This is a genomic window from Methylobacterium sp. Leaf93 (genome assembly GCF_001422345.1).
GTDB lineage: Bacteria > Pseudomonadota > Alphaproteobacteria > Rhizobiales > Beijerinckiaceae > Methylobacterium > Methylobacterium bullatum.
On record NZ_LMMS01000005.1, the window covers coordinates 80,398 to 106,416 of the forward strand.

General features: G+C 69.2%; 24 protein-coding genes. 11 read left to right on the top strand and 13 right to left on the bottom strand.

Going from position 1 to position 26,019, the window contains the following annotated elements; genetic code table 11:
* Positions 1-51: 51 nt before the first annotated feature.
* The 3 genes from ASF26_RS06305 to ASF26_RS06315 form a co-directional block, all read right to left on the bottom strand.
* Complete coding sequence (locus ASF26_RS06305; RefSeq protein ID WP_056250990.1) at positions 52-1,224, bottom strand: zinc-dependent alcohol dehydrogenase; 1,173 nt, start codon at positions 1,222-1,224, stop codon at positions 52-54.
* 388 nt (positions 1,225-1,612) lie between these two features.
* Complete coding sequence (locus ASF26_RS06310) at positions 1,613-2,716, bottom strand: tlde1 domain-containing protein (protein WP_056250993.1); 1,104 nt, start codon at positions 2,714-2,716, stop codon at positions 1,613-1,615.
* Between the two features lie 311 nt (positions 2,717-3,027).
* Complete coding sequence (locus ASF26_RS06315; RefSeq protein WP_056250996.1) at positions 3,028-3,324, bottom strand: hypothetical protein; 297 nt, start codon at positions 3,322-3,324, stop codon at positions 3,028-3,030.
* Between the two features lie 260 nt (positions 3,325-3,584).
* Here ASF26_RS06315 and ASF26_RS06320 point away from each other — a divergent pair, with 260 nt between their 5' ends.
* Positions 3,585-4,574, top strand: a complete 990-nt coding sequence (locus ASF26_RS06320) for an Ldh family oxidoreductase (RefSeq protein WP_056250999.1) — start codon at positions 3,585-3,587, stop codon at positions 4,572-4,574.
* 87 nt (positions 4,575-4,661) lie between these two features.
* Positions 4,662-5,858, top strand: a complete 1,197-nt coding sequence (locus ASF26_RS06325) for a phosphatase domain-containing protein (RefSeq protein ID WP_056251003.1) — start codon at positions 4,662-4,664, stop codon at positions 5,856-5,858.
* Between the two features lie 18 nt (positions 5,859-5,876).
* On the opposite strand, the gene ASF26_RS06330 is transcribed toward ASF26_RS06325, so the two are convergent.
* From ASF26_RS06330 to mdcA, 9 genes are all read right to left on the bottom strand, one after another.
* Positions 5,877-6,170 carry a hypothetical protein gene (locus ASF26_RS06330; RefSeq protein WP_056251004.1) on the bottom strand — a complete coding sequence of 98 codons (294 nt, stop codon included), beginning with the start codon at positions 6,168-6,170 and terminating at the stop codon, positions 5,877-5,879.
* Between the two features lie 79 nt (positions 6,171-6,249).
* On the bottom strand, positions 6,250-6,699 hold the full coding sequence (locus ASF26_RS06335) for a GNAT family N-acetyltransferase (RefSeq protein ID WP_026175858.1): 450 nt from the start codon (positions 6,697-6,699) through the stop codon (positions 6,250-6,252).
* 554 nt (positions 6,700-7,253) lie between these two features.
* Positions 7,254-8,201, bottom strand: coding sequence for an acyltransferase domain-containing protein (locus ASF26_RS06340; RefSeq protein WP_056251005.1), 948 nt, complete (start codon positions 8,199-8,201; stop codon positions 7,254-7,256).
* Positions 8,198-9,061, bottom strand: coding sequence for a triphosphoribosyl-dephospho-CoA synthase MdcB (mdcB, locus tag ASF26_RS06345; RefSeq protein WP_056251008.1), 864 nt, complete (start codon positions 9,059-9,061; stop codon positions 8,198-8,200). Before mdcB ends, ASF26_RS06340 begins: the two co-directional genes overlap by 4 nt.
* Positions 9,058-9,729, bottom strand: coding sequence for a malonate decarboxylase holo-[acyl-carrier-protein] synthase (mdcG, locus tag ASF26_RS06350; RefSeq protein WP_056251011.1), 672 nt, complete (start codon positions 9,727-9,729; stop codon positions 9,058-9,060). Before mdcG ends, mdcB begins: the two co-directional genes overlap by 4 nt.
* Complete coding sequence (gene mdcE / locus ASF26_RS06355; protein WP_056251015.1) at positions 9,722-10,453, bottom strand: biotin-independent malonate decarboxylase subunit gamma; 732 nt, start codon at positions 10,451-10,453, stop codon at positions 9,722-9,724. Before mdcE ends, mdcG begins: the two co-directional genes overlap by 8 nt.
* Entirely contained in the window at positions 10,440-11,372 is a 933-nt protein-coding gene (locus tag ASF26_RS06360) for a biotin-independent malonate decarboxylase subunit beta (protein ID WP_056251019.1), read from the bottom strand. The genes mdcE and ASF26_RS06360 overlap by 14 nt, the downstream gene beginning before the upstream one ends.
* Positions 11,372-11,683, bottom strand: a complete 312-nt coding sequence (mdcC, locus tag ASF26_RS06365) for a malonate decarboxylase acyl carrier protein (protein ID WP_056251022.1) — start codon at positions 11,681-11,683, stop codon at positions 11,372-11,374. The genes ASF26_RS06360 and mdcC overlap by 1 nt, the downstream gene beginning before the upstream one ends.
* A 14-nt stretch (positions 11,684-11,697) precedes the next feature.
* The gene (mdcA, locus tag ASF26_RS06370; RefSeq protein WP_056251027.1) at positions 11,698-13,344 is read right to left on the bottom strand and encodes a malonate decarboxylase subunit alpha; all 1,647 of its coding nucleotides are present in this window, start codon (positions 13,342-13,344) and stop codon (positions 11,698-11,700) included.
* Positions 13,345-13,643: 299 nt separating this feature from the next.
* Between mdcA and ASF26_RS06375 the strand changes: the two genes are divergently transcribed.
* From ASF26_RS06375 to ASF26_RS06395, 5 genes are all read left to right on the top strand, one after another.
* On the top strand, positions 13,644-14,312 hold the full coding sequence (locus tag ASF26_RS06375) for a GntR family transcriptional regulator (RefSeq protein WP_056251031.1): 669 nt from the start codon (positions 13,644-13,646) through the stop codon (positions 14,310-14,312).
* Positions 14,313-14,448: 136 nt separating this feature from the next.
* Complete coding sequence (locus tag ASF26_RS06380; RefSeq protein WP_056251034.1) at positions 14,449-14,790, top strand: hypothetical protein; 342 nt, start codon at positions 14,449-14,451, stop codon at positions 14,788-14,790.
* A gap of 42 nt (positions 14,791-14,832) precedes the next feature.
* On the top strand, positions 14,833-16,233 hold the full coding sequence (locus ASF26_RS06385) for a PepSY domain-containing protein (RefSeq protein ID WP_056251038.1): 1,401 nt from the start codon (positions 14,833-14,835) through the stop codon (positions 16,231-16,233).
* Positions 16,234-16,258: 25 nt separating this feature from the next.
* Positions 16,259-16,639 carry a hypothetical protein gene (locus tag ASF26_RS06390; RefSeq protein WP_056251041.1) on the top strand — a complete coding sequence of 127 codons (381 nt, stop codon included), beginning with the start codon at positions 16,259-16,261 and terminating at the stop codon, positions 16,637-16,639.
* A 62-nt stretch (positions 16,640-16,701) separates the two neighbouring features.
* On the top strand, positions 16,702-19,065 hold the full coding sequence (locus ASF26_RS06395) for a TonB-dependent receptor (protein WP_056251045.1): 2,364 nt from the start codon (positions 16,702-16,704) through the stop codon (positions 19,063-19,065).
* Between the two features lie 19 nt (positions 19,066-19,084).
* On the opposite strand, the gene ASF26_RS06400 is transcribed toward ASF26_RS06395, so the two are convergent.
* Entirely contained in the window at positions 19,085-21,304 is a 2,220-nt protein-coding gene (locus tag ASF26_RS06400; RefSeq protein WP_244475850.1) for a TonB-dependent siderophore receptor, read from the bottom strand.
* 521 nt (positions 21,305-21,825) lie between these two features.
* Here ASF26_RS06400 and ASF26_RS06405 point away from each other — a divergent pair.
* The 4 genes from ASF26_RS06405 (at position 21,826) to ASF26_RS06420 (ending at position 26,017) form a co-directional block, all read left to right on the top strand.
* On the top strand, positions 21,826-22,620 hold the full coding sequence (locus tag ASF26_RS06405) for a lytic transglycosylase domain-containing protein (RefSeq protein WP_018043371.1): 795 nt from the start codon (positions 21,826-21,828) through the stop codon (positions 22,618-22,620).
* A 154-nt stretch (positions 22,621-22,774) separates the two neighbouring features.
* Positions 22,775-23,236 carry a DUF4126 family protein gene (locus tag ASF26_RS06410; RefSeq protein ID WP_056251051.1) on the top strand — a complete coding sequence of 154 codons (462 nt, stop codon included), beginning with the start codon at positions 22,775-22,777 and terminating at the stop codon, positions 23,234-23,236.
* Positions 23,237-23,642: 406 nt separating this feature from the next.
* A complete protein-coding gene (locus ASF26_RS06415; protein WP_018043373.1) occupies positions 23,643-24,023 on the top strand; it encodes a response regulator in 381 nt (126 codons plus the stop codon).
* A gap of 83 nt (positions 24,024-24,106) precedes the next feature.
* Positions 24,107-26,017 carry an AI-2E family transporter gene (locus tag ASF26_RS06420; protein WP_056251054.1) on the top strand — a complete coding sequence of 637 codons (1,911 nt, stop codon included), beginning with the start codon at positions 24,107-24,109 and terminating at the stop codon, positions 26,015-26,017.
* Positions 26,018-26,019 lie beyond the last annotated feature (2 nt).

The following is a 26,019-nucleotide window of genomic DNA, read 5'->3' on the forward strand; positions in this document are numbered from 1 at the left end:
GGCCTATGACGGGATATGGCCTCGTTCCGGGCCATATCCCTGCACATGCCGTCAGTTCGGGTGGAAGACCACCTTCACGCAGCCGTCCTTCTTGTCGCGGAACGTCTTGTAGAGGTCGGGGCCGTCCGCGAGGTTGGTGGAGCGGTGAGTGATCATCGAGGTCATGTCGATCTTGCCCTCCTGGATCAGCTTCGTCAGCGTCTCCAGGTAGCGCTTCACATGGGTCTGACCGCTCTTCAGGGTCAGTCCCTTCTGCACGATCGAGCCCATGTTGATGGGAAGCGGGCCACCGTAGACGCCGGGGATCGAGACGATCCCGCAGGGGCGTACCGCCTTGATCGCCTCCATGAGGACGTAGGGGCGCTCGGTCGAGGTGAATGTCTCCTGCAGGGTGCTGACGATCCCCGCCACGCCGTGGCCGGCGGTAGCCTCCATACCGACGCAGTCGATCACGCCGTCGGCGCCCTCGCCCTTGCTGATCTCCTTGATCCGCTCGAACACGTCCTCTTTCATGAAGTCGATGATGTCGGTGGCACCGTATTTCCGGGCGAGTTCGATCCGCTCCGGCACCGTCTCGATGACGATGATGCGCTCCGCGCCCATGATCTTGGCGGATTGGATCGCGAACAGCCCCACCGGGCCCGCGCCCCAGATCGCGATGATCTCGCCGCCCTTGATCTCGCAATGCTCGGCACCCTGCCAGCCGGTAGGCAGGATATCGGTGAGGAACAGCAGCGACTCGTCGTCGACGCCTTCCGGCGCCAGCATCGGTCCCACATCGGCCATCGGCACGCGCACGTATTCCGCCTGGCCGCCGGCATAGCCGCCGGTGAGGTGCGAATAGCCGAACAGGCCGGCGGTGGTGTAGCCGAACTGCGCGGCCGCCATCTCGGCATTGCGGTTCGAGCGCTGGCAGACCGACCAGTTGCCGAGCTTGCACTGCCGGCATTCGCCGCAATTAATGTTGAAGGGCACGACGATGCGGTCGCCCTTCTTGAATTTGGTGAAACCCTGGCCGACCTCGACCACCTCGCCCATGAATTCATGGCCGAGGACGTCGCCACTCTCCATGGTCGGCATCTGGCCGTCCATCAGGTGGAGGTCCGAGCCGCAGATGGCGCAGGACGTCACCTTGATGATGACGTCGCGCGCATCCTCGATCCGAGGATCGGGCACCGTATCGCAGCGGATGTCACCCTTGCCGTGCCAACACAGTGCTTTCATCGCGCAATCTCTCGAAGCCGGAATGTCATGACGAGCCCCGGGGACGCCCTTGGCGGCCTTGACGCCGCGGGGCCGAACCCCGTTGCCGAGGACTCCGGTGGAAAACACCAGACGAGTCCATGAGTTCCAGAATGTCGATGACACCGCTTCAAGCAAGTGCGAGCTTGAGCATATCGCGATTCGGTTTGTATGAATTAAGACAGGCTATTTACCCCGAAAAATACCCTGACCAAACATAAGTTATTCGCCGTCTCAGCAGGGAAGACTGCCACTCTGTCACGGCACGCCGCGAGGTTAGCCTGCGACATGCAGGACGCGTCGCGAACTAACCTCGTGGCGTACAGGAGTATTTCGGACGGGCATCGGCCGGATGGGAGACGACCGGGGATCAGCGACCGAACAGCCTTGCCGTGAACGAGGCCGGTGCGTCGCCCTTGTGGCCGGCCACCACCACGAGGCGGCGGATATCGCCGCGCAGATAGGCCTGCAGGAAGCGGTTGTAGTCCTTGAACACCACGCAGCCGTTGGACGCGCCGCTCGGTCCGAGCATGTAGGTATGGGCGAGGATGCCGTCGCGGCCGTGAATGGCGGCGCTGCCGCCCACTGGGTTGAGGCGGATGGCGCGCACCCCGTGGAACAGGGCCTCGCGCTCGGTCAGATCGTAGGTGCCGGGCGGCGTCGCACCGCGCATCCGCACATGGACGAGACGCGGGTTGTCCATGTGCTGGCCGAGGCCGGAATGGGCCTCCAGCTGCTCGCCGCTCGGCAGGGTCACCGTGCTGGCGCTGATATCGTAGATCGCGGTCCCGCCGCCCGCCGTGGCGGGCACGCGGTCGAGGACCCGGCGCTGGCTCAGATCGATGGCCCCCGTATCGGCGGAGGCATAGGCGAGGGCGGGAGCGGGGCTGCGTTCGGGATCACGCCGGCCGAACACCGTCTCGAAGAACGAGCGCTCGGCCTCCACGTCCTGGCGGGCCGCCACCACCGTCCGCGACGAGGGGCGGCGGGTGGCGAGGCGCGGCTCGCGGGGGAGAGGCTTCAGGTCGAAGGGGCGCGGCACCGGGGCGGGCATCGGCTGGACGAGGCGGGCCGTCTGCTGGAGCGGCCGTGAAGCGGGTGGGAGTTCTGAGGAGGCCGGCGCCACGGCGGCGAGGGCGATCTTAGGCGCGATCTCGACGGGCGAGGCTTGCGGGGCCGCGAACCCGGCCACCTGCATGGGCTCCGAGGCGTGCCAGTCCGGTGTCCGCGCACCCAAGGCGGGGGAGGGGTCGAGCATCCAGGCATAACCGCGGACGACGGCGGCGGGCGTCGACTCAGGAAAGACCTGCCGCCCGGCGTAAGGCGCCGTCGCGGCGGGCACTGGCGCGTCCAACCCGGTCAACCGGGGAAAGGTCGCGACGAACAGCGCGACGACGGCCGTCTTCAGAAGAACGCGGCTGCGCGGCCGGGAACGGCGTGGGCGGCGGCGATAGGGGGACGCATCGTCGATCATGCGGGCTGTACTCGGATACGCGTACCCTGCCCGCACGGCCCTCGAACGACCTCGCCCAGCTCCGCTAAGAGCCCCGCGAAGGTCACATCGATCGTCCATGTCGTTTTAGGGAACCATCAACCTTGATGCCTCCCATTCAGCGCGAAGTTGGTTAATCACCGATAAATCGCGAACATGTTTTTCGAGAGAATGTACTGGCCGCCCGAACACCTTCCGGCCCCCCTATGAAGGCGCCCCGCCTGCCTTTCGGCGGACGGGGCGGTCTCTTCATACATCCGGCACTCCGCCTTCGTGGCGGGCGCCCCGAAGCCTTACTTGCCGCTGGGAGCCGCACCGCTGCCGGTGGCGGCGTTGCCGCCATTCGAGCCGGCCGGCGCGCCCGGCGTCGCATTGGAGGGGACGTCGGTCGCCATGCCCGGAGCCATGGTAGAGCCGGTGATGTTGGCGCCGCCCATGCGCTCCGCCCCCTTCTCACCGTTGCTCTTCACGCTGCCGGGATTGTTCATGTTGCCTTCGGCGCTTCCGCCGCCAGCGGCCGTCTGGGCGAAGGCCGCGCCGCTCAGCGAAACGGCGAAGGCGGCAGCGATGGCGAATGTCTTGATCTGCATAGTCTATTTCCTCATGTCTTACGAACTTGACCTAATAACGTCGCACTGCCCACATGGTTCACCGAAATAACGCCCCGGAAATTTTCTTTTTACAATTCGACACATGCCGGTTGACGACCACAGATCAGCTTATTCGCCGGCTGTTTTGTCTTAAATCATACCATCGGGAACGTTCAGCTTAGAGCCGGCCCCGGCGATGCCCGGTGCGGAGCCGGACTTCTCCCTCGACAGGCCACGGAGAGCTGTCTTAAGGCCACGCCATGCCGATCCTTCGACTCGACGCCGCCCATCGCCTCGCCACGGACACCCTGGTCCGCTGCGGAACCGCGCCTGCTAATGCCGAGAGCGTCGCCCGCGCCCTTGTCGCGGCGGAAGCCGACGGGCTGCGGACCCACGGGCTCATGCGGCTGCTGGCCTATGGCGAGCAGGTGCGGGCGGGCAAGGTCGTCGGCGATGCCGTCGTCACGAGCGCGCGGCCGAAACCGGGACTGCTCGCCATCGATGCGGCCCACGGCTTCGCCTATCCGGCCCTCGACACGGCCATCGCCCTCCTGCCGGAGATCGCCCGCAAACAGGGGATCGCGGCGGCCGCCATCCGCCGCTCGCATCATTGCGGGGCCGCGGGCCGGCCGGTGGAGGCCCTGGCCGAGCAGGGTCTCGTCGCCATCCTGTTCGCCAACGCCCCCGCCTCCATGGCGCCCTGGGGCGGAACCCGGCCCGTCTTCGGCACCAACCCCATCGCCTTCGCCTGCCCGTTGCCGGGGGCGGAGCCGGTCATCGTCGATCTCTCCCTGTCGAAGGTGGCGCGCGGCAACATCATCACCGCCAAGCAGCGCGGTGAGGCGATTCCCGAGGGCTGGGCCCTCGACGCGGAGGGCAACCCGACCACGGACCCCGTCGCGGCGCTCGCCGGCACCATGGTGCCGTTGGGCGACGCCAAGGGCACGGCCCTCGCCCTGATGGTGGAACTGCTCGCCGCCGGCCTCACCGGAGCGCGTTTCGCCAGCGAGGCCACGTCCTTCCTTGATGCCGAGGGCGAGCCTCCCGCCACCGGCCAGCTCATCCTCGCCATCGATGCCACGGCCTTTGCCGGCAATGCCCTGGAGCGCTTCGCGGTGATGGCCCGCTCGGTGGCGGAACAGGACGGCGCGCGGCTGCCCGGAACGCGCCGCTTCGCCGCCCGCGCCCGTGCCGCCGAGGAGGGGATCACCCTCTCCGACACGCTGCTGGCGGAGATCGAGCGGCTGTGACGACGCTCGAACCGAACCGTCCCGCGCAACCTTCGGCCCTGACGGCGGCTTGACCGCGATCACGATCGTCTTGCTTCGGGCCGGCCCATGACCTCACCCCCTCCGACCCCCGAACGGGCGACGCCGCGCTGGCGCAAGGCGGGCGGTCGCCTGCTGGCCCTCGTCGCCCGCCCAGTGCGCCGGGCGCAGGGGACGGGCGGGACGGTGATCGAGGCCTATCGCGGCTACGGCTCGACGAAGGAAATCTTCCTGATCGGCCGGGTCTTCCGGCAAGCACGCCGCGAGCCGGACCCCGGAGCCGACGACATCGCCGCGGATCTCCGCGACATCGCCCGGCGCATCCGCAGGCGCAAGGTCGCCGATGCGTCCGTCGTCGCGCGTTTCGGCGGGGCCGAGACGACCGCCATCACCGACCGCGACGGCTATTTCCGGGTGAGCCTCAAACCGCCGAACGTGCCCGCCGGCGAGGACCATTGGCACGTCGTGGATCTCGAACTCGCGGCCGATCCGCCGGTGCGGGCGCAGGGGCGGGTGTTCATTCCGCCGGAGAAGTGCCGCTTCGTCGTCATCAGCGATATCGACGACACGATCATGCATACGGGCGTGGCCAACAAGCTCAAGATGCTGTGGCGGCTGTTCGTGGCCGATGCGGAGGACCGTGTGGCCTTCCCGGGAGCGGCGTCCCTGAGCCGGGCGCTGCATGCGGGCGCCACCGGCGACCAGTCGAACCCGATGCTCTACGTCTCCCGAGCGCCCTGGGGCATCTACGACATGCTCAGCGAGTTCTTCCGGCAGCACGGGATTCCGGCGGGGCCGGTGCTGTTCCTGCGGGAATGGGGCCTGTCCTGGCGCCATCCGCTGCCGCGCCGCGCCGAGGACCACAAGCGCGACCTGATCCGGCACATGCTGGCGCTCTACGGCGACCTGCCCTTCGTCCTCATCGGGGATAGCGGCCAGCACGACCCGGAAGTCTATGCCAAGATCGTCTCGGAGAATCCCGGTCGCGTGCTCGCCGTCTATATCCGCAACGTCTCGCGCGACCCGTGCCGGGCCGAGCAGATCGAGCGCCTGTCGCAGGCGATCCTCGAGGCCGGCAGCAGCCTGGTGCTGGCCGGAGACACCACAATCATGGCCGAGCATGCCCTTTCGCTCGGCCTCATCGGCAAGGAGGGAGCGGACGCGATCCTGGCGGAATGCCGGTCACAGGTCATGCCGGAGACGGTGGAGCCGATCGTCATCGAGCCGGGCGACGGCGACGCCACCGCCCATAAGGCTCCGGCTTGAGGGCGGGGCGGCGCCCCGTCAGTACACGTATCCGTCATAGCCCCGGCGCGAGGGGCGATAGCCGTATTCGCCCGCTCCGCCATAAGGGCGGGGAGCGACGTAGCGCCGGCCATAGGTCTGCAGATAGGGGTCGAGGCGGGGATCGCGGTAATTGCCGTTGTTCACGCCGGCCGAGCGGTCGTTGCCGCTCAATGCCGAGTAAGGCGAGAGCCCATCGCCACCACCGCCGGTGCCGCCGCGCGCCAGGGCGGCACCGGTGAGGCCGAGGAGCAATGCCGAGGCGAGGGTCGTGCGGATGAGAGTCCGAGTCATGCCGGTCTCCTTGATCGGGTCGAAGTGATCGACGAAAACAACGACGCGGTGAATCGCACGGTTCCCGGAGTGACCGGTATCAGCTCTTCTTACGCAGCGGCCGGGTGAACAAAGATCCGGCCCGCTCGAATCCCGTGCTGTCGCAGAAGGCCGGCAAAGTCTCCTCACCGGGCGCGGCGGCGAGTTCGAGGGTGGTGCATCCCGCCATCCGGGCGGCCTGCGACGCGGCCTTCAGCAGGAGACGGCCGATGCCGCGTCGGCGCTCGTCCGGTCCGACCAGGAGGCCGGTGATCTGGGCGACGGGCTGAGCCGCCGTCAGCGAACGGTACCAGTGCAGGACGACGAGACCGCTCGGCGGCCCCCATTCGACGGCGATGAGGGCCGTCCCGCTCCCAAGGCGCAAGGCCTCCAGCCGTTCGGCCAGATCGCTCACCGCTATGGACTGTCCCGATGCCTGGAACAGGGCGGCAAGGCCCGCCGCATCGGCAGCGGTCGCAGCCCGGATCTCAAGCCCATAGCGGCTAGCCAAACGCGTCTCCGGTGGATGTCATTGGGACATCCATAGACCACCGGCGGAAAACTCGGGACATCTCCTCGCGCGCGACGCGTCCGCGCGGTCATGAAGACGGACGGGGCGGTGCACCCTCGGCACACCGCTCCGTCCATCCGCCACGCCTCGCTTGGGGGAAGTCGGAGCGCAGCGGATCCGTTTCGCGCCGCTCTGTTTCTGGATGATGTCCGCCCCTCGCCCGACCCGCCGATTCAGCGGTCGCAGCCGATGCAGATGTCGCGGACCACACGGTTGCGCATCGGGCCGGTCCTCTGGTTCGGAAGCTCGCCGCTGAAAGCATGGAGCTGCGGTCGCGCAGGAGGCTCGGGATATCGGACGGGCTCACTCGGGACGGTGCTCGGCCGGGGTGCTGGCGGTGTCAGCGCCATGTTCTGAGCGGCACAGGGGATCGCCGACGCCAGCGCGGCACTCAGGATACCGGCCCCGTAGATCCATCTCGACATGGTCAAGCCTCCGCCTAACTCCTCAACGCGCTGGCGGGGCATACGGTTCACGGCGGAAGCCGGGGCGGTTCAGCCCGCGCCTTCCTGCGCCGCGAGCCAGTCCGTGAGCCCGGACAGGGAGCGGAAGTCGGAGACGGCATGGACGGCCGCGCCCGGCATGGCGTCGCGCGCCATGGTCGCCAAGGCATGTCCGGGGCCGAGTTCGAGGACGGCCCGCGCTCCGGCCTCGCGGATGCCGTCGAGACAGGCCGCCCAATCGATGGTCTGCGAGATCGCTTCGGCCAGCTTGTCGAGCCCCTTGGCGGCATCGAAGACCGGGGCACCGTCGAGACCGCTGAGGAGGCGAGGGGGCGGCGACGGGCCGAGGCGAGACGGCGTCAGGATCTCGGCGCGCGCCAGCGCCGCGCGAAACCGCGCGCTGGCCGCCGCCAGGAGCGGCGTGTGCGAGGGGGTATGGACCGGAAGCAGCACCGCCCGCGCCGCCCCCGAGGCGAGAGCTCGAGCACAGAGCGATTCGAGATCGGCCACCGCCCCGCCGGCGACCACGCTGTCGGCGGCGTTGAGGATGGCGAGATGGCAGCCATGCTCCTCGACCAGGGCCATGACGCGCGCGCGCGACAGGCCGCGAAGGCCCGCGAGCCCGTAGCCCGGCCCGCTGGCCTCATCCATCGCCTCGGCTCGTGCGGCGGCCAGATGCAGGATCGAGGCGGGCGAGAACCGTCCCGCGCAGCCCCAGGCGGCGAGATCGCCGATGCTGTAGCCGGCGAGGACCACCCGGCCGAAATTCCTCTCCCGCAGGACGGTCCATGCGGCGAGGCCGGCGACGCAGCACAGGATCTGTCCGGTGCGGTTCCCGTGCAGGGCAGAGCCGCCCGCCCGGGCGAGGTCGCGAGGGTCGGCGCCGAGGAGGGGTGTCGCCGCGGCGAAGACGTCCTGAGCGGCGGGATGATCGGCCACGAGATCGAACATGGCAGGGTGCTGACCGCCCTGGCCGGAGAGCAGGACCGCGAGACTCATGCCGTTTCCAGTCCATCGACGAATAGGGTCATGGCAAGGAGGTCGGCACTTCCGCCGGGGCTGAGATTACGGGCGACGAAAGCCCGATGGACGGCCTCCGCTTGTGCCCGCCAATCGTCCCGCGCGACGCCTCCTCCGGCGAGGAAGGCGCTGGCCGTGGCGCGGGCGAAGGCATAGCCCGCCTCGCCGCCGCGATGGAGCAGGTTGGTATCTTCGAGATGGGCGATCAGGGCAAAGCAGGTCTCGACGCGGGCGGCCTCCTCGTCGCCCGGCCGCAGCCCTCGCGCCCGGCGCAGGGCGGGCAGCCCAATCGCGTAGAGGGTCGGAAATCCCGCCGCAGCCTCGGCGGGCGCTCCGCCGATTCCGTAGCGCCGCCGTGCCGCCGCACCCGGCGCATGGAGCAGGACGGGTCCGGCCAGGATCGCGTCGCCGTAACGCTCGCTCACGTGGCGCCCGAGCGCTCCCGGCGGCAGGCGGCAGGCCGTGTGGGCGATGGCACCCGCAGCAGCAGCGAGAAGGCCGAGGCCGAAAATGGCGCCGCGATGGGTGTTCACCCCGCCCGTCGCCTCCCGCATGGCGGTTTCGGCCTCGATGCCGATCCGGCGCAAGGTGGGCATGCCGGCCCCTGCGGCGCCGGCATCCGCCAACTCGGCGAAGAAGGGCAGGAGGGCCGTGGCACTGGCGCGAAAGGTGCCGGCATCCATGTCGGCATGGCTGCCGCGATCCACATGGCTGACGAGGCCGGGCTTCGGGTAGGTCTCGACTTCGAGGCGCAGGGAAGCGACCGCGCGTGCCGCGATGTCGCCGGGGCCGAGCGGAGCCCAGGCATCCCATGCCGGAGAGCGGGCGAGGGCGATCATGACGTCACTCCCGCGAGAAACGACGCGGCGGGGCGCAGGGCGAGGCTCTCCCGCCCCTTGCACAGGACGGCTACGCCCTCGGGCGCATCGAGCAGTTCGCGCCAGTTGATGCCGGCCCCGTCGGGCAGGACGATCTCGCCATCGAGGCGCATGGGCGCGCGCGCCTCGATCCGCGCGAGGGCCTGCAGAAACCGGGGATCGACCCGGCCAGAGACCGGCCAGAGCAGATCGAGATCGGAGCCGGCCCCGAGATAGGGAAGACCGGTGAGCGTCTGCCAAAGGAGGCTTCCGAATACGGTTGGCGTGAGGCCGTACTCGCTCCCGAGGGCCAGCACGTCATCGACCACCGGCCGCCACGCCTCCGGCGCTGTTACACGCGCGCTCTCCAGAAGGACCGGTGCAAGCCGGCTCGCGTCGGCGGCCGGAAAGGCGAGGCCGATCCGACGCTTGTCGGCGGAAGGCGGCAGCGGCAGGCCGGCGGGGATGTGGTCCGTCCGCTCGCCGGGATCGCGGCGGCGGGTGATGACCGGCCAGCCGCGACGGGCCCATTCGGCGAGATGGGGAACGCCGTCGAGATCCGGGCGCCCGGCGAGGAGGCGCGCCCAGGATTCCGGATCGACACGCAGGAGGTCGTGGCGGGCGAGCCCCGACGCCTCGTCCTCAGTCACGGGGGGCCGCGTCGCCCGTCGCCGCCCGCACCACCCGTCCGGCGATGTCACGGGCCATGAGCCGCCCGCCGCGTACCTCGCCGAGGACATCGCGGCAATCAGCCGTGGAGCTCCCGGCGATGAGGGACGCGATCTGGGGGCCGAGGGGCGTCGACGGGTCGAGCACCGCGTGGACCGCCCCGGCCTTCACCATGTTGTCGAGTCCGGGCGCGAAGACGGAGGTGGATGTCGCCATCTCCTCCAGCCGGTCGAGGGGAAGCTTCGTGACGCGGGCCACCGAGGCCAGATCCATCACGCTCGGATGGGCGCCGGGCAGGGCAGCGAGCACCCGTGTCGCGAGAGCGGTGGCGATGAAGGCACCGGCCGCCGTGTGCCCGTAGACGAGGCCGATGGTGGGGTGGCCGCTGGCATCGGCGAGCAGCAGCGCCTTGGCGAGATGGGCGAGATATTCGTTGAGGCCGAGCAGCTCGTCGCGACGACTCATGCGCTGGCTGTCGGAATCCACGACCACGAGGATCGGCGTGTCGCCACCCCGGCGCACCACATCGAGAACGCACCCGGCGAGGAGACAGGCCCCCTCGACCCCGAGCGGGGTGTTGCCGTCGACACCGACGACCGCGAGACGACCCGCCCCGAAAGGCCCGTCGCCGCCGATGAGGCCGTCCACGACCTCGACGCCATGCCCCTCGGGGAAGAGCGAATGCAGGATCTCAGCGAGCGTCATGGGGCCCCTCCGGCAGGCGGGCGAGAAGGGCGTCGAACCGGTCCGTGTCCAAGCCCGGCACGGCGGCCGGGTCGTTCACGCCCAGACGGCTCCAGATCTCGGTGGCGTCGCGGGCATCGCCTAACCGGTCGAGGCGGGCTTCGAGGCGGGCCTGTTCGGCCTCCAGGGTGGCGAGGTCAAAGGCCGGCGCCTTGCCGATCTGTTCGCGGGCGGCATCGCGAAACGCGCGAATCGTGTCGTCCGCGAACGCGTCCGCTCCGCCGATGAGGCGGCGGTGCTTTCCACCCATGGTGCGCCAGACCAGCGCCCGGTCGCGGGAATCGAACTCCTCCACGCCCCTGTTGGTCTCGATCACCTCCGGGCCGGAGACGCTGATGCGTCCCCCTTCCGAGACCACGAGCCGCGAGCAGGTGCCGGCGATAAGGCCGCCGCCGCCGTAGCAGCCGGCCCGCCCGCCGATCAGCCCGATCACCGGCACGCCGGCCCTGCGCAGATCGGCGATGGCGCGCATGATCTCGGCGATGGCGGTCTCACCGGCATTGGCCTCCTGCAGCCGGACGCCACCGGTATCGAACAGGATCAGCACCGCCGCCGGCCTCACCGCGAGGGCCGCCCGCAGCAGCCCGACGAGCTTCGCGCCGTGGATCTCGCCGAAGGCCCCACCCATGAAGCGGCCCTCCTGCGCGGCCAGGAAGACGAGCGAACCGTCAAGGCGTCCGCGTCCCACCACGATGCCGTCGTCGAAGGCGCGCGGCAGGTCGAAAGCGGGCAGGTGCGGACTCATCACCCGCTGTTCGGGGCCGAGGAACTCCTCGAACGAACCGGGATCGAGGAGGGCGTCGAGGCGGGCGCGGGCGCTGGCCTCGTACCAGCTCTGGTCGAGGGGATCGGCAGAGAGGGAGACGGGGCTCATCGCCATCACACGGCCTCCATCAGCCGGGCGCCCTGAAGCAGGCGCAGGGTCACGGTGTCGGGCCGCGCCCCGCCATCGTTGATGGTGATGCGCAGGCCGCCGGGCTGGCGGCGGGCCACGAAGTCGGAGACCACCGCCTCCCAGACCGATCCGTAGCCTTTGATCGCGGTCTCGATCTCGACGGTGCATTCGTCGGGCGCGAGGCTGCGCTCCATCAGCACTTCGAGGTTGCCCGAGGCGACCACGCCGGTGATCGCCTGGGCCTTTGTGCCGGGCAGGGGCTTCGACGTCCGATGCCGGAAGGTCAGCTTTTCCATGGGGCGGCGCTCCCTCACCAGTTCCGGAACTTGGCCGGCGGCTCGTAGAGGCCGCCCGACCAGTGCACGAGGTCCTTGATCGACCGCGCCGCCAGGAGCGAGCGGCCGGCGTCGAGGGGATCGATCCCGAGGTCCTCCGGCCGGCGGATGATTTTTCGCGCGCGCAGCGCCTCGACCATGGCCCGGTCGCGGCCGCGCCCGACATCGGTGTAGCCGGCGACGCCGCGGATCGCCTGCTCGCGCTCGTCGAGCGTCCGGCACAGGAGCAGGTTGGCGATGCCCTCTTCGGTGACGATGTGGGTGACGTCGTCGGCGTAGACCATGACGGGGGCGAGTTCGAGATCGAGCTTGCGCGCCAGTTCGAGGGCGTCGAGCTTCTCGACGAAGGCCGGGACGAGCTTGTCGCCGAAGGTCTCGACCAGCTGCACCACGAGCTTGCGGCCCCGGCGTAGCGCCGGATCGCCGGTGCCGCCGGCCTCCTCGCCGGCCTTCATCCAGGGGTCGGAGGGGTGGCGCCGTCCGTGCGGGTCCGAGCCCATGTTCGGCGCGCCGCCGAACCCCGCCACCCGGTTGGTGGTGACGGTGGAGGAATTGCCCTGGAGATCGATCTGCAGGGTCGAGCCGATGAAGAGGTCGCAGGCATAGAGCCCCGCCGTCTGGCAGAAGGCCCGGTTGGAGCGCAGGCTTCCGTCAGAGCCGGTGAAGAACACGTCCGGCCGCTCGCGGATGTAGCGGTCCATCCCGACTTCTGAGCCGAAACAGTGGATCTGCTCGACCCAGCCCGATTCGATGGCCGGGATCAGGCTCGGATGCGGGTTGAGCGCCCAATGGGTGGCGATCCTGCCCTTGAGGCCGAGCCGTTCGGCGAAGGTCGGCAGCAGCAGCTCGATGGCGGCGGTACCGAAGCCGATACCGTGGTTGAGCCGGCGGATGCCGTATTCGGCATAGATCCCCTTGATCGCCATCATGGCCATCAGGATCTGCGTCTCGGTGACCGCCGCCGGATCGCGGGTGAAGAGCGGCTCCACGTAGAACGGCCGGTCGGCCTCGACCACGAAATCCACCCGGTCGCCGGGGATGTCGACACGGGGCACCCGGTCGACGATCTCGTTCACCTGCGCGATCACGACGCCGTTCTTGAAGGCGGTGGCCTCCACCACCGTCGGCGTGTCCTCGGTGTTGGGGCCGGTATAGAGGTTGCCCTCACGATCCGCCGAGACGCCCGCGATGAGGGCGACATTGGGCGTCAGGTCGATGAAGTAGCGGGCGAAGAGTTCGAGATAGGTGTGCACCGCGCCGAGCGCGATCTGCCCGCCATAGAGCATCCGGGCGATGCGCGCGCCTTGCGGCCCGGAATAGGAATAGTCCAGGCGCCGGGCGATGCCCTGCTCGAAAATGTCGAGATGCTCGGGCAGCACGATGCCGGACTGGACCATGTGCAGGTCGTGGACCCGCGCCGGGTCGCAGGCACTCAAGCCCCTGGCGAGGCAATCCGCCTGTTTCTGGTTGTCGCCTTCGAGGCAGACCCGGTCGCCCGGCAGCAGCACCGCCTCCAGCAGGTCGACCACCGCCGACGCGGCCACGACCTTGCCCTCGGCATGGACCCGGCCGCGCTCGATCCGCGCGTCCCTGGCCTTCCGCTGCACCCGCCAATCGGCCATCCGATCCGCCTCTCGTCATCCGGCCCCGCATCGGCGGAGACCGTGGGAACGCGCGGCCAGCGACAAGTCGCGGACCGTCCCGTATCGCACCATGCGTACCCCGTCCGGCGACCAAGTCAATTCTGGGTATACCGATATGGGTTATCGGCGAGGTAAAGAATACGAGATGGCGACAGGACGAGGCCTCAGCATTCCGGGCGTGCTAGGAGCATCCCAGTCCCGCTTGACGATCCGCCCCATCTGCGATGAGGGACATCGTAAGGCGGGCCGGCAACGCAAGCGGGGAGGGGACGACGACCATGGACGGCATCGCCGAGGAGCGGGGGCTTCTCTCCGACCTGATCCGCAACGCCCTGACCGACGAGATCGCAGCCGGCACCCTGAGCGCGGGCACGGCCCTGGACGAACAGGATCTCGCCGACCGCTTCGGTGCCTCCCGCACGCCGGTGCGGGAGGCGTTGCGCCAGCTCGCCTTCAACGGTCTCGTGGAGTTGCGCCCGCGCCGGGGCGTCGTCGTCACCCGGATGACGCCGGAGCGGATCATGGACATGTTCGAGGCGACCGCCGAGTTCGAGGCGATGTGCGTGCGCCTCGCCACCTACCGGATGACGCCGCTCGAGCGCAGCCACCTCATGGACCTGCATGCCCAATCGGAGGCGATGGTGGAGGTGGGCGATGTGGACGCCTACGACACGCTGAACCGCGGCTTCCACGAGGCCCTCTACGGCGCCACCCATAACGGCTTCCTGCTGGAACAGGCGCTCGCCTTGCGCACGCGGCTCTCGGGGTTTCGCCGCACGCAGCTACGCCATGGCGAGCGGATCCGGACCTCGCGCGCCGAGCACGGCGAGATCCTGGCCGCCATCGCGGAGGGCGACGGCGACGCCGCCGCGAGGCGCATGCGCGCCCACATGCTCAACGCCGCCAGCGCCATCGGCCATTACATCGCCGAGCATGCCGGTGCTTAAGGTCCGCGATTTCTCCGACATCTGTCTGCTCAAGGGCTCCCCCCGTCGGGGACGAGCCTGCCAACCCGGAGGAACCACGTTGACGGCGCGAGAACCTCTGCCGTAAGGCCAAGTCATGCGGAAGCTCTCGCCAGGGATGCCCGGCCTGCGCGCGATCATCGCCGTGATCGCGCTCTATGGCCTGTGCCTCCAGGCCTTCCTCGGCACGATGGCGCCACCGGCCCCGGCGGGATGGGAAAGCGCCCTTTGCGGGCATGACGCTCCGGACGATCCCGCCGATGCGAGCCAAGCCTGCGCGCATGCGTGCTGCACGGCGGCCCATGCGGGACCGCAGGCGCCGGGACAGGACACGGCCTTCGAAACGGTGGTCTGGCAGGCCCGCCCGGCCGCGCTTGCGCCACGTCCGGACGTGGCGGTCCCCTCCGCGCGGGCACCGCCCGACCAATCCATCGGATCGCGAGGTCCGCCGTCCGCCTGAGAGATTAGACCGTTTCGATCGCTCAGACCCGGATTGACCCCGATGACCCCATCGTCCCAGGGCGGCGCCCACGCATTTCGCGGGTCCGACGCCATGCGCGCGTCGCGCGACGGCATCTATCGCGCCGTCTGGCGCTGGCACTTCTATGCCGGGCTGCTGTGCCTGCCGTTCCTCGTCCTGCTCTCGACGACCGGCGCGATCTACCTGTACAAGGACGAGATCAACGCCACGCTCTTCGCCCACCGCACCGAGGTGGCGGCGCAGAACCGGGCGTCCGTGAGCGCGAGCCGCCTCGTCTACACCGCCTCCGAAGCGGTTCCGGGCGGTGTGCCGGTCTCCTTCACCGGCCAGGCCTCCGCCACCGCCTCCGCCCTCGTGACCATGCGGGAAGGCGGCAGCCGGATTCAGGTCTACCTCAACCCGTACAACGCCGACGTCCTCGACGTCGTGAACGTCGAGAGCGACCCGATGATGGTGGTGAGGCGCCTGCACAGCCTCAGCTATTTCGGCACGGTCGCCAACGGGATCGTGGAGGTGGTGGCGGGGTTCGCGATCATCCTCGTCGTCACCGGCACCTATCTGTGGTGGCCGCGCGGGCAAGGGGGCGGGAAGGGGGGTGGTGTCGTCACCGTGCGGGCAACACCGTCCAAGCGTGTCTGGTGGCGAGACCTCCACGCGGTGACCGGGCTCGTGGCCGGCGCCGGCCTGTTCTTCCTCGCGATCACCGGCCTGCCCTGGTCGGTCTGGTGGGGCCAGCAGGTCCGCGCCCTGTCCAACGAGGCGGGGCTCGGCCAGCCGCGCGCCCTGTGGGCAGGGAAGGCGGTGTCCGCCGTGCCGATGAAGGACCGGCTGACCCAGGCAGGCTGGACCATGGAGGACGCACCCATGCCGGTCTCGCAACCGGCGGACGCGCCCGCCATCGGCCTCGACCGGGCCCTGGCCATCCTCGACGGCCTCGGCATGCCACGGGGCTACGAGGTCGCGCTGCCCGAGGGACCCACCGGCATCTATGCCGCCGCGATCTACCCGCGCGACGTCGACCGCCAGCGGCTGATCTCCCTCGACCAATATACCGGCGCCCCTCTGGTGGACGTGGCCTTCGCCGATCTCGGCAGTGTCGGGCAGGCGATCCAGTACGGAATCGGCCTGCACAAGGGCGAGTATTGGGGCCGCCTGAACCAGTTGGCGATGCTCGCCTTCTGCCTCGCCACGATCCTGCTGAGCGTCACCGCCGCGGTGATGTGGTGGAAGCGCCGGCCCGCCAGCGGTCTCGGCGTCCCGCCCTGGCCGCGCGACCGCCGGATCGCCGCCACGGTCACCGCCCTGGTCCTCGGGCTGGGCGCTCTGTTTCCGCTGACCGGCCTCGCCATCCTCGCCATGATCGGGCTCGACCTCGGCATCCAGGCCCTCCGGCGCCAAGCGCGGCGACCGGCGGCGGCCTGATCCGAGCGACGCGGCGACCGCGCCCGTGACCGACCTCATCCGCCTGCGTCGCACCCTGCGCCTCTGCCTCGGCAGCGGGTTGATCCTGCTCGCCCTGTGGGGACAGGCGATCGCGCCGCTGGCCGGCTTGCGGATTCCGGGAGCGCTCGCCGCCCTCGACCATTCGGCGATCTGCGGCCATGCGGAGGGCTCTCCCGCCATCGGAGATCAGGCTCCCGCCACGCCGGCCTGCAAGGCCTGCCCGCTCTGCGCCCTCGGGCTGTCGAGCCCCCTGGTTCCCCAGGCGCCGTCGGTGGCGCGGCGCCTGGGATGGCATGCGCTGGCCTGGGCGATCCCGCCGCCATCCGTGCCGGCCCGTCCGCATCGCCCGTCCGGCCAGCCGCGCGCGCCGCCGACCGCGTCCTGATCCAGCGCGCGCCGTCCCCCACGGCGCATCCCCTCTGCCGCGATCCGGAACGAACCCCCTCGATGCCCAGCTCCCGTCCCCCTCACGCCGCCCGCCGCATCGGCGCCCGGCATGCCCTCCTCGCCCTCGCCGCCCTGCCGCTCGCGAACGCCGACGCCCTGGCGCAAGCCGCCGAGGACGGCGTCACGCTGCCGGAACTCTCCGTCGTCGGAGAGCCAGGCCGGAGCGGCTTCGGCGTCGCCTCGCCCCAGGGCTCGGCGCCCAGCGTCATCGAACAGCCCGTGGGGCAGGTGGTGACCCAGGTCGGGCGCAGCGGCACGATCGGCGACCGGCCCGCCACCGATATCGGCTCGGTCCTCGTCAACAGCCCGGGCGTCACCGTGCGCCAGGGCAACGGCGCGCGCGACGTCGTCATCTCGATCCGGGGCAACAACGCCCGTTCCACCGGCGTCACCAAGAACATGGTGGTCCTGGAGGACGGGTTCATCCTGACGCAGCCGGACGGCGCCTCCCGGTTCGATCTCGTCGATCCGCGCGCCTATTCCCGCATCGACGTGTTCCGCGGGCCGCAATCGGCCCTGTTCGGCAATTACGCCACCGGCGGCGCGCTGGCCTTCCGGACGCGGACCGGCCGCGAGATCAACGGCTACGAGATCGGCACCGATGCGGGCAGCTTCGGCTATCTCAGCAATTACTTCACCGTGGGCGGCGCCAGCGGTCCGGTGGAGATCAGCCTGTTCGCCAGCGACGCGCGCGGCAACGGCTACCAGGACCATTCCTCCTACGACACCCAGACCATCAACCTGCTGGCGAGCTACACCCCGACCCCGGACAACCGCTTCACCCTGAAGGTGATCAACAACCAGGTGAACGCGGACCTTCCCGCCCGCTCCTCCCTCGACCAGTTCGGCATCAACCCCTACCAGCGCGGCTGCGCGGCGGCGGCCACCGCGGCCCCGGGCTGCACGCTCACGAACCTGCGCATCAACGGGGCCTTCGGCGCCACCGTGCCGGTCACGGCGGACGAGGGCGCCTTCGGGCGCAAGGACCGCCGCACCATCGTGGCGGCACGCTGGGAACACGACATCGACGCGCAGACCACGTGGCGCACGCAGCTCGGCTTCGACGAGCGCAACTTCAACCAGCCTTTCTATACGTCCTCGTCGCGCGGCTCCTATCCGTCCTGGAACTTCCTCACCGACCTGACCCGGCGCGGCGACCTGTTCGGCCTTCCGGCGGTGGGCTACGTGGCGCTCGCCTACAACACCATCGACAACCACATCACCACATTCAACCGCGCCCCCTATGGCGGGCCGACCCTCGGCGCGCTGATCGGCGACCAGGAGGCGGTGCAATCCAACCTCGGCGGCCGTGCTCGCACGGAGGTCGCGCTCTCGGACCAGTGGACGGGTGTCCTCGGCATCGCGGCGGAGAACACCACCATCACCGGGCGCAACCTCGCCTACGGCTATTCGGCGACGGAACGGACGACGACGGTGGCGACGACCGACCGCAGCTTCCTCAACGTTGCCCCCGAACTCGCCCTGGTCTACCGGCCCAACGCCGCCTGGGCCTTCCGGGGGCGGGCCGCCACGGGCTACACCACGCCGGCGGCGAGCAACCTGTTCATCACCCCCGCCGGTCTTCCGGGCAGCAACACCCAACTCCAGACCCAGGAGAATCTCGGCTTCGATCTCGGCGCCGACTGGACTCCGACGGAAAATCTGCGCCTCAGCCTCACCGGCTTCTACGAGTTCTTCCGCAACGAGCTCGTATCGCAATCCCCCGGCGCCGGGCTCCTGAGCTACACGTTCAACGCCCCGGCCTCGGAGCATCGCGGCATCGAGTTCGCGGCGGACTGGGCCTTCTCACCCGGATGGCGGGCGGTGGCCGCCTACACGTTCGACGACCAGATTTATACGACATACACCGAGCAGCTCAGCGTCTGCCAGGTCAGCCCTCCGTTCAGCCTCCCATGCTCAGGAGCCCGCCCAGTCACCGAAAGGTTCGACCGCGCCGGCAACGCCATTCCCGGCGTGCCCGCCCATCAGCTCCTCGCCCGCATCGGCTACGACCAGCCGACGGGGCCGCTCGCCGGCCTCGGCGCTTATGTGGAAGCGGTCGTCCAGGACGGGTTCTTCATCGACAACGCCAACCAGTTGAAGGCGCCGGGCTACACCGTCGTCAATGCCAACGTGCATTACGCGGCCGACCTCCCCGGCGGCTACGCCAAGCGCATCAACCTCTACGCGGAAGTCCGCAACGTCTTCGACGAGACCTACGTCTCCTCGGCCCAGAACCTCGCGAACTCCCTCAGTTCCACGACCGGCCTGCAGAACGGCGCGAGCGTGCTCGCCACCACCCCGGGCTCTGTCTTCGCCGGGGCACCGCGCAACGTGGTCGCCGGGATGAGGCTGTCCTTCTGACGATGGCGGCGGATTGCCCTCACCACGTCACACGCGCCGTGACCAGGGCCTGGAACGGCTCGCCCACGGCCACCAGCAGGTTGCTGGCCGCCGACGACGAATAATAGGTCTCGTCGAACAGGTTCTTGAGGTTGAGCTGGATCGTCGTCGCCCGACCGTTCACCGCCGTGCGATAGGCCAGGAAGGCATCGCAGACGAGGTAGTGGGGCATGGTGAAGGTGTTGGCGGCATCGCCCGGCCGCTCGCCGATATAGCGGGTGCCGAAGCCGGCCTCGAGGAAACCGGGGCCGAGGCGCAGCGAGCCGAGCTCGTCCTCCCGCGTCACCGCGCCGAACTGGTGGGTGAGGAAGGCAGACGCCGTCACGCGCGGCGTGTTCTGAAGCTCCTTGCCCGCGAGGATGGGATCCTCGGTCACGAGGGCCTGGGTGAAGCCGTAGCTGCCGATCACCGCCCAATCGGGCAGGATCTGGCCGGCGACGTCGAGTTCGAACCCGCGCGAACGGGCCTTGCCGGCGGTGGTGGCGATCCGCGCTCCGTCAACCACCTGGGTGACCAGCACGTTCGCCTTCTCGACATCGAACATCGCCCCCGTCACGGTGAGGCCGGGGCCGAGATCCGCCTTTACGCCGACCTCGTAGGCCTCCCCCTCCTCGGGGGCGAGGGAGCCGTTGGTCTCCAGATCGGTGACGTTGGGCCGGAACGAGCGGCTGAAGCTGCCATAGAGCGAGAGATCGGGCGTCAGCTTGTAGACGATCCCGGCACGCGGGACCGGCTGCACGCCGTTGATGTCGGTGGTGACCACGGACGGCCGCCCGGCATAGGCGAGCTGATCGTAGATCTGGGCGCTGACACCGGCCACCAGGATGAGCTGGTCGGTGAGGTGGAACGAATCCTGGAGGTAGAGGCTGGTGTTGTTGAGCCGGTCGCGGACGTCGCTGCCCGTGAGTGAAACCTGGTTCGACGGGCCGAGGCGACCATAGACCGGGTCGAAGACGTTGAAACCGCCCTGGTTCGCTCCGCGAATGGTGGTCTTGCGGAAGTAGTCCACCCGCTCGTACATCGCGCCCGCCAGGATGTCGTGCCTCAGGCCGAAGGTGTCGACCCGTCCGGTCAGATCGAGGCGTGCCACATGGGCGTTGAAATCGCCGCCCTGGGTTGAATCGGCCCGTCGGGTCAGGAAGCCCGTCTCGGCATTGTACGAGACCGCGCGGACCTGATTGTCGTCGTAGCCGAGATGGCTGAAGCTGTAGCCGAAATGCAGCCGCCAATCGTCGTTGAAGCGATGCTCGATGTCGAGGCTGGCGAGATGGCTGGTGGCGTCCACGCGGCTGAAGCGTTCGTCGAAGCGGCGGTCGCGCGGGACCCGCAGGGGCTGGCCGTTGCGCGGATCGAAGATGGCGCCGCGGTCGAACGGGATATTATAATGCGAGAACTCGTAGGCCACCGTCACCTTGGTGTCGTCGCCCTTCCAGGTGAGCGACGGGGCCACGACCTGCCGTTCGATCGCGCCGAAATTGCGCCAGTATTGGTAATCCTGGAAGTCGCCGACCACCCGGTAGGCGAGGTTGGTGCCCTCCACCGGCCCGGTCACGTCGGCCTGGACGAGGCCGCCGCCGAAGCTCGTTCCGGTGATGCTGAGGGCGCCGTGCGGGGTGAATTCGGGACGCTTCGAGACGAGGTTGATGAGGCCGCCCGGTTCCGAGATGCCGTAGAGGAGTGAGGCAGGGCCTTTCAGCACCTCCACCTGCTCGATGGCGTAGTTGAAGTTCTGCTGCAGGACCGTGCGGCGACCGTCCCGCAGGATCGAACTGTCCCGCGTCGTCCCGAATCCGCGCCGTATCACACCCTCCTGCGTGCCACCGAGGCTGTTGGCCTGGGCGGTGCCGCTGACGTTGCGCAAGGCCTCGTCGAGGGACAGCACGCGCTGGTCGCGCAGGACGGTGGCGGACACTACGGCGATGTTGGCGGGGGTGTCGAGGAGCGAGGTGTCCGACCCGGCCCCGAAACTGGTCCGCCGGGGCTGATACCCGATGGTGCCGCTGCCATCGCCATCGACGGTGATCTGATCGAGGGACACGGCGGTCGTGGAGGGGGTCTGCACCGCCGCCGGGTTGTTCTGAGCCCAGGCCGTGTCCGCGAGGACGAGGGCGGCGCCGCCCGCCAGCAACCATGGCAGGCGATTGGCGGCTCTGCGGTCGAGCCTCGCCACCTGAGGTAGGCATCCGGTCTGGTGGGGCATCGTCTACTCCTGAAACACTCCAGAAACACAAGTATAACCAAAGTCATATCCTGACAATATCCAGTATAAACTTTGTAATTCTTCTAAAAATGCAGTTTAACGGTAGTTTTATAGGCGATATTTTTCATCTGAAAGAATAATTCATCAGACAATAAATTTCCGCTGGCCGCGATCCACTGCACAATAGCCTGACAAGCCAAAGGCGGGGGCGAGGCGCGGAGACGAACGGGCCACCCCCGAGAGGCGCGAAGGATCGGGCGCATCGGGTTTCCGGCGGCACGAGGAAGCTGGGCGGATTCGTCCCGAAGCCGGCGGGCTTTCACGGGGAGCCATGCGGGATCGGGCGCGGGCCGCGCACGCGCGGAAGGTCAGGGTGGTAACCGGAAGATCACATCTTGCCGGGAACTGGTACGGGCCGCACCGACACCTCGGCAAGGTTGTAGCCTTCCCCTGCGGAACGGCTTAGGGCGGTCGGCAAAGCTGGCAGTCTCCCGAGAGCTGCCGCGACGAAGGAGTTTCGGATGACCAGACGCGGCTACAAGGGGGCCATCGCCGCCGCCCTCGGTGCCCTGGCCTGCATGGCCGGCACGGCGCAGGCGGCCCAGTGCGGCAACACGGCCAGCGGTTTCGAGGCGTGGAAGACCCAGTTCGCGCAGGAAGCGAAGGGACGCGCCAGCGCCGCGAGCCTCGCCGCCCTGATGGAGACCTCCTATTCCGGCGCCACCATCTCGGCCGACCGGGGCCAGAAGAGCTTCCGTTTGACCCTCGACCAGTTCCTGGCCAAGCGCGGGGGCCCCACCATCGTCGCCCGCGGCCGCAAGCTGAAGCAGACCAACGCGGCCCTGTTCGACTCGATCGAGCAGCGCTACGGCGTGCCGGCCGGCCCGCTCCTGGCGATCTGGGGCATGGAGACCGGCTTCGGCGCGGTTCGCGGCAACATCAACACGCTCTCCGCCGTGGCGACCCTCGCCTATGATTGCCGCCGCTCGGACTTCTTCACCGACCAGCTCTACGCGGCCCTCACCCTCGTCGATCGCGGCATCCTCAACTCCGGGACCCGCGGCGCCGCCCATGGCGAGGTCGGCCATACCCAGTTCCTGCCCAAGAACGTGCTGACCTACGGCACCGGCGGAAGCCTCGACAGCATTCCGAATGCCCTCAACGCTACCGCGAACTTCCTGAAGGGTCACGGCTGGAAGGCCGGAGCCGGATACCAGCCGGGCGAGCCGAACTTCGCGGCGATCCAGGGATGGAACGCGGCCACCGTCTACCAGAAGGCGATCGCCCAGCTCGGACGCCAGATCGACGGCCAGTGACGGATCACGGGGCCCTGCGGGGCCCCGTTTTCGTTCGGGCCGGGCTTTCGCGCCGGAGGCTCGCTCGGCGCTGTTTCCATAACCCCACCTTGACTTGGCCCTTGCCCGGTCGATCTTCCGGCTTCGACGATGGCGTCGCAGCGGGACATACTCCATGGCCGGGATCGTTCTCGCAGGATTGATCGGGATGGTGGCGGGTCTGCGGACCATGACCGCGCCGGCGGCCATCGCCTGGGCGGCGCATCTCGGCTGGATCTCCCTCGACGGGAGCTGGCTTGCCTTTCTCGGCTACCGCTCGACGGCCGTCATCCTCACCCTTCTCGCGCTCGCCGAGTTCGTCACGGACACGCTTCCCGCCACGCCAAGCCGCACCGTGCCCATTCAATTCGCCGCGCGGATCGCGAGCGGCACCCTCTGCGGAGGCGCGATCGGGACCGGCCTGGGACAGCCCGTCGCCGGAGCCCTGGCGGGCGCGGCGGGCGCCGTCATCGGTACGCTGGGCGGCGCGCGGGCGAGGGCGCGGATGGCCGCCGCCTTCGGTTCGGACCGGCCCGCCGCCTTCACCGAGGACGCCGTCGCCGTCGTCGCCGCGATCCTCGTCACGAGTGCGCTCTAGCGAGGCCTCCGGGTCTCGCTCCAGGCCCTACCCCTTGGATCTCCCTCCGTGACGGGCGACAGAATTGTCGTGCCCAAGGACCGTAAGCACGATTGGTGCGTTGCACTTCGTCACCACGCCTGACACCAGAGCGCTCCGTCGTGCGGAGCGACCATCCGGGGCCGGGCGGGGAGGGGACGATGCCTCTTTGCACCCATCCGCCGAATGCCCGGACCTATCCGGCACCGGTCTTCGACGGAGGCGGGCAAAGACGTCGTGACAAAGACGTGGCGGCCGGGCCGGCAGGCACGGAACGTGATGACCAAGACACGAGCGATCGGATGTGAGGGCTCCCGGCCTCCCAAACGACCACTCACGCAAACGCAGCCCCGACGAGTCGGGTCGACATGATGCCGGAGTTCCCTTGATGGCCAAGATCCTACTGGTGGAAGATCACGAAGAGATCTGGGACTTCCTGTCCCGCCGTCTCAAGCGACGTGGATACGACGTTATCCTGGCCCATGACGGCGAAGCCGGCGTGCAGCAGGCGCGTGCCGGACGGCCGGACGTGATCCTCCTCGATATGAACCTGCCCATCCTCGACGGCTGGTCGGCGGCCCGCGCGCTGAAATCCAGCGGCGACACCCGGGACATCCCGATCATCGCGCTCACCGCCCACGCCATGCTCGGCGACCGCGACAAGGCGATCCAGGCCGGCTGCGACGATTATCATCCCAAGCCCATCGACTTTTCGAAGCTCCTCACCCAGATCGGCGCGGCTTTGGGCGGCGCGGAAACGCCGGCCTGACCGCCGTCCGATCCAGGACTTCCCGCGTCCCGACGGGACGGGGCTTCCACTGACACGCGTCGAGACGAGAAGACCCATCCTCCATGAGTGACGATCCCATCACCGCGCGCCTGATGCGGCAGGCGATGCCGGTGTTCACGATCCTGGCCTCGTGCCTGCTGGTCGTCACCATCGCGTCGATGCTGTATTTCGGCCGCGACATCATCGTGCCCGTGGTCCTGGCGATCCTCCTCAGCTTCGTCCTGGTGCCCGCCGTGCGCGTGCTGAGGCGGGCGATGGTGCCGCGCGCCGCTGCGGCGCCCCTCGTGGTGGTGGCGGCCTTCGCGGCGATCATCGGGGTCGGGCTGCTCATCACCACCGAGGCGGGGCAGCTCGCCTCCGACCTACCGCGCTACCAGATCACCATCCGCGAGAAGATCGCCTCGGTGAAGGAGGCGACCTCGGGCAGCGGAACCCTGTCGCGCATCGTCGACATGGTGCAGGACCTCGGCGAGGAGTTGCAACCAGCGCCTTCGAAGGACGAAGACCTTCCGGGCCGGTCGGGCAGCCGCGCCAACCCCCTCCACGTGGTGGTCGCGACCCCGCAGGCCGCCCTCGCCACGACGCTCGGCGCCTTCGTCGGGCCGATCCTGCACCCGCTCGCCACAGCGGGCCTGATCCTGCTCTTCACGATCTTCATCCTGCTGCAGCGGGAGGACCTGCGGAACCGCGCCATCCGGCTCGCCGGCTCGGGTGACCTCCGTCGCACCACGGCGGCCATCGACGACGCCACCAACCGGCTCAGCCGGTTCTTCCTGGCGCAGCTCGCCCTCAACATCGCCTTCGGCGCGGTCATCGGCACCGGCCTCTGGTTCATCGGCGTGCCGAGCCCGATCCTGTTCGGCGTGCTCGCCGCCATCCTGCGCTTCGTGCCCTATATCGGCGGCGCCATCAGCGCCCTGCTCCCCCTGATCCTGGCGGCGGCGGTGGATCCCGGCTGGTCGATGGTCATCGCCACCGCGCTCCTGTTCCTCATCGTCGAGCCCATCGCCGGCCATGTTGTCGAACCGCTGCTCTACGGCCATTCCACCGGCCTCTCGCCGCTGGCGGTCATCCTGGCGGCCACGGTGTGGACCTTCCTCTGGGGACCGATCGGCCTCGTCCTCGCGACGCCGATCACGGTCTGCCTCGTCGTCCTCGGCCGCCACGTGGACCGGCTCTGGTTCCTCGACGTCATCCTCGGCGACCAGCCGGCTCTGGCGCCGCCCGAAATCTTCTACCAGCGCATGCTCGCCGGAGACCCGGCCGAGGCGATCGAGCAGGGCCGGCAGGTGCTGAAGGCGCGGGCGCTGGTGACCTATTACGATGAGGTCGTGCTGGCGGGCCTTCGCCTCGCGCAGGACGACCTCGCCCGCGGGGCCCTCGACCGATCGCGCCAGAGCGAGGTCGGCGCGGCGATCCGCACCGTGGTCGACAGGCTCAAACTCGCGCCGATCAAGCGGTCGGGCTCCGCCGGAAATGCCGAAGCGGCGGCGGCCATCGCCGCTGCCGGACCGGATCGCAGCAGCGCCGGCATCGTACTGGCGCGGGACGATCTCGCCGCGAAGTGGCGCGGCGCCACCCCGATCCTCTGTGTGTCGAGCCGCGGTCCCTTCGACGAGGCCGCGACTCTGATGCTGAGCCAGATCCTCGGCCGTCATGGTCTCGCCGCCCAGATGACCTCCCTCGCCGACCTGCGCGCCGACAAGCGGCCGGAACGCGCGGACGAGATCGCGATGATCTGCTTCTCCTATCTCGAACCGGTCAGCCTCTCGCAGATCCGCCTCACCGTCCGCCAAGCCCGCAAGGAACTGCCGGGCGTGAAGGTGCTCGTCGGGTTCTGGCGCGAGCGCGACCCCTCGACCCTCGACCGCCTGCGCCGGACCACCTCCGCCGACGTGCTGGTGACCTCCCTCAACGATGCCCTCGACGCGGCCCTGCGCTATGCCGCGCCGGGGCGGGCGGGACGCGGCTGAGG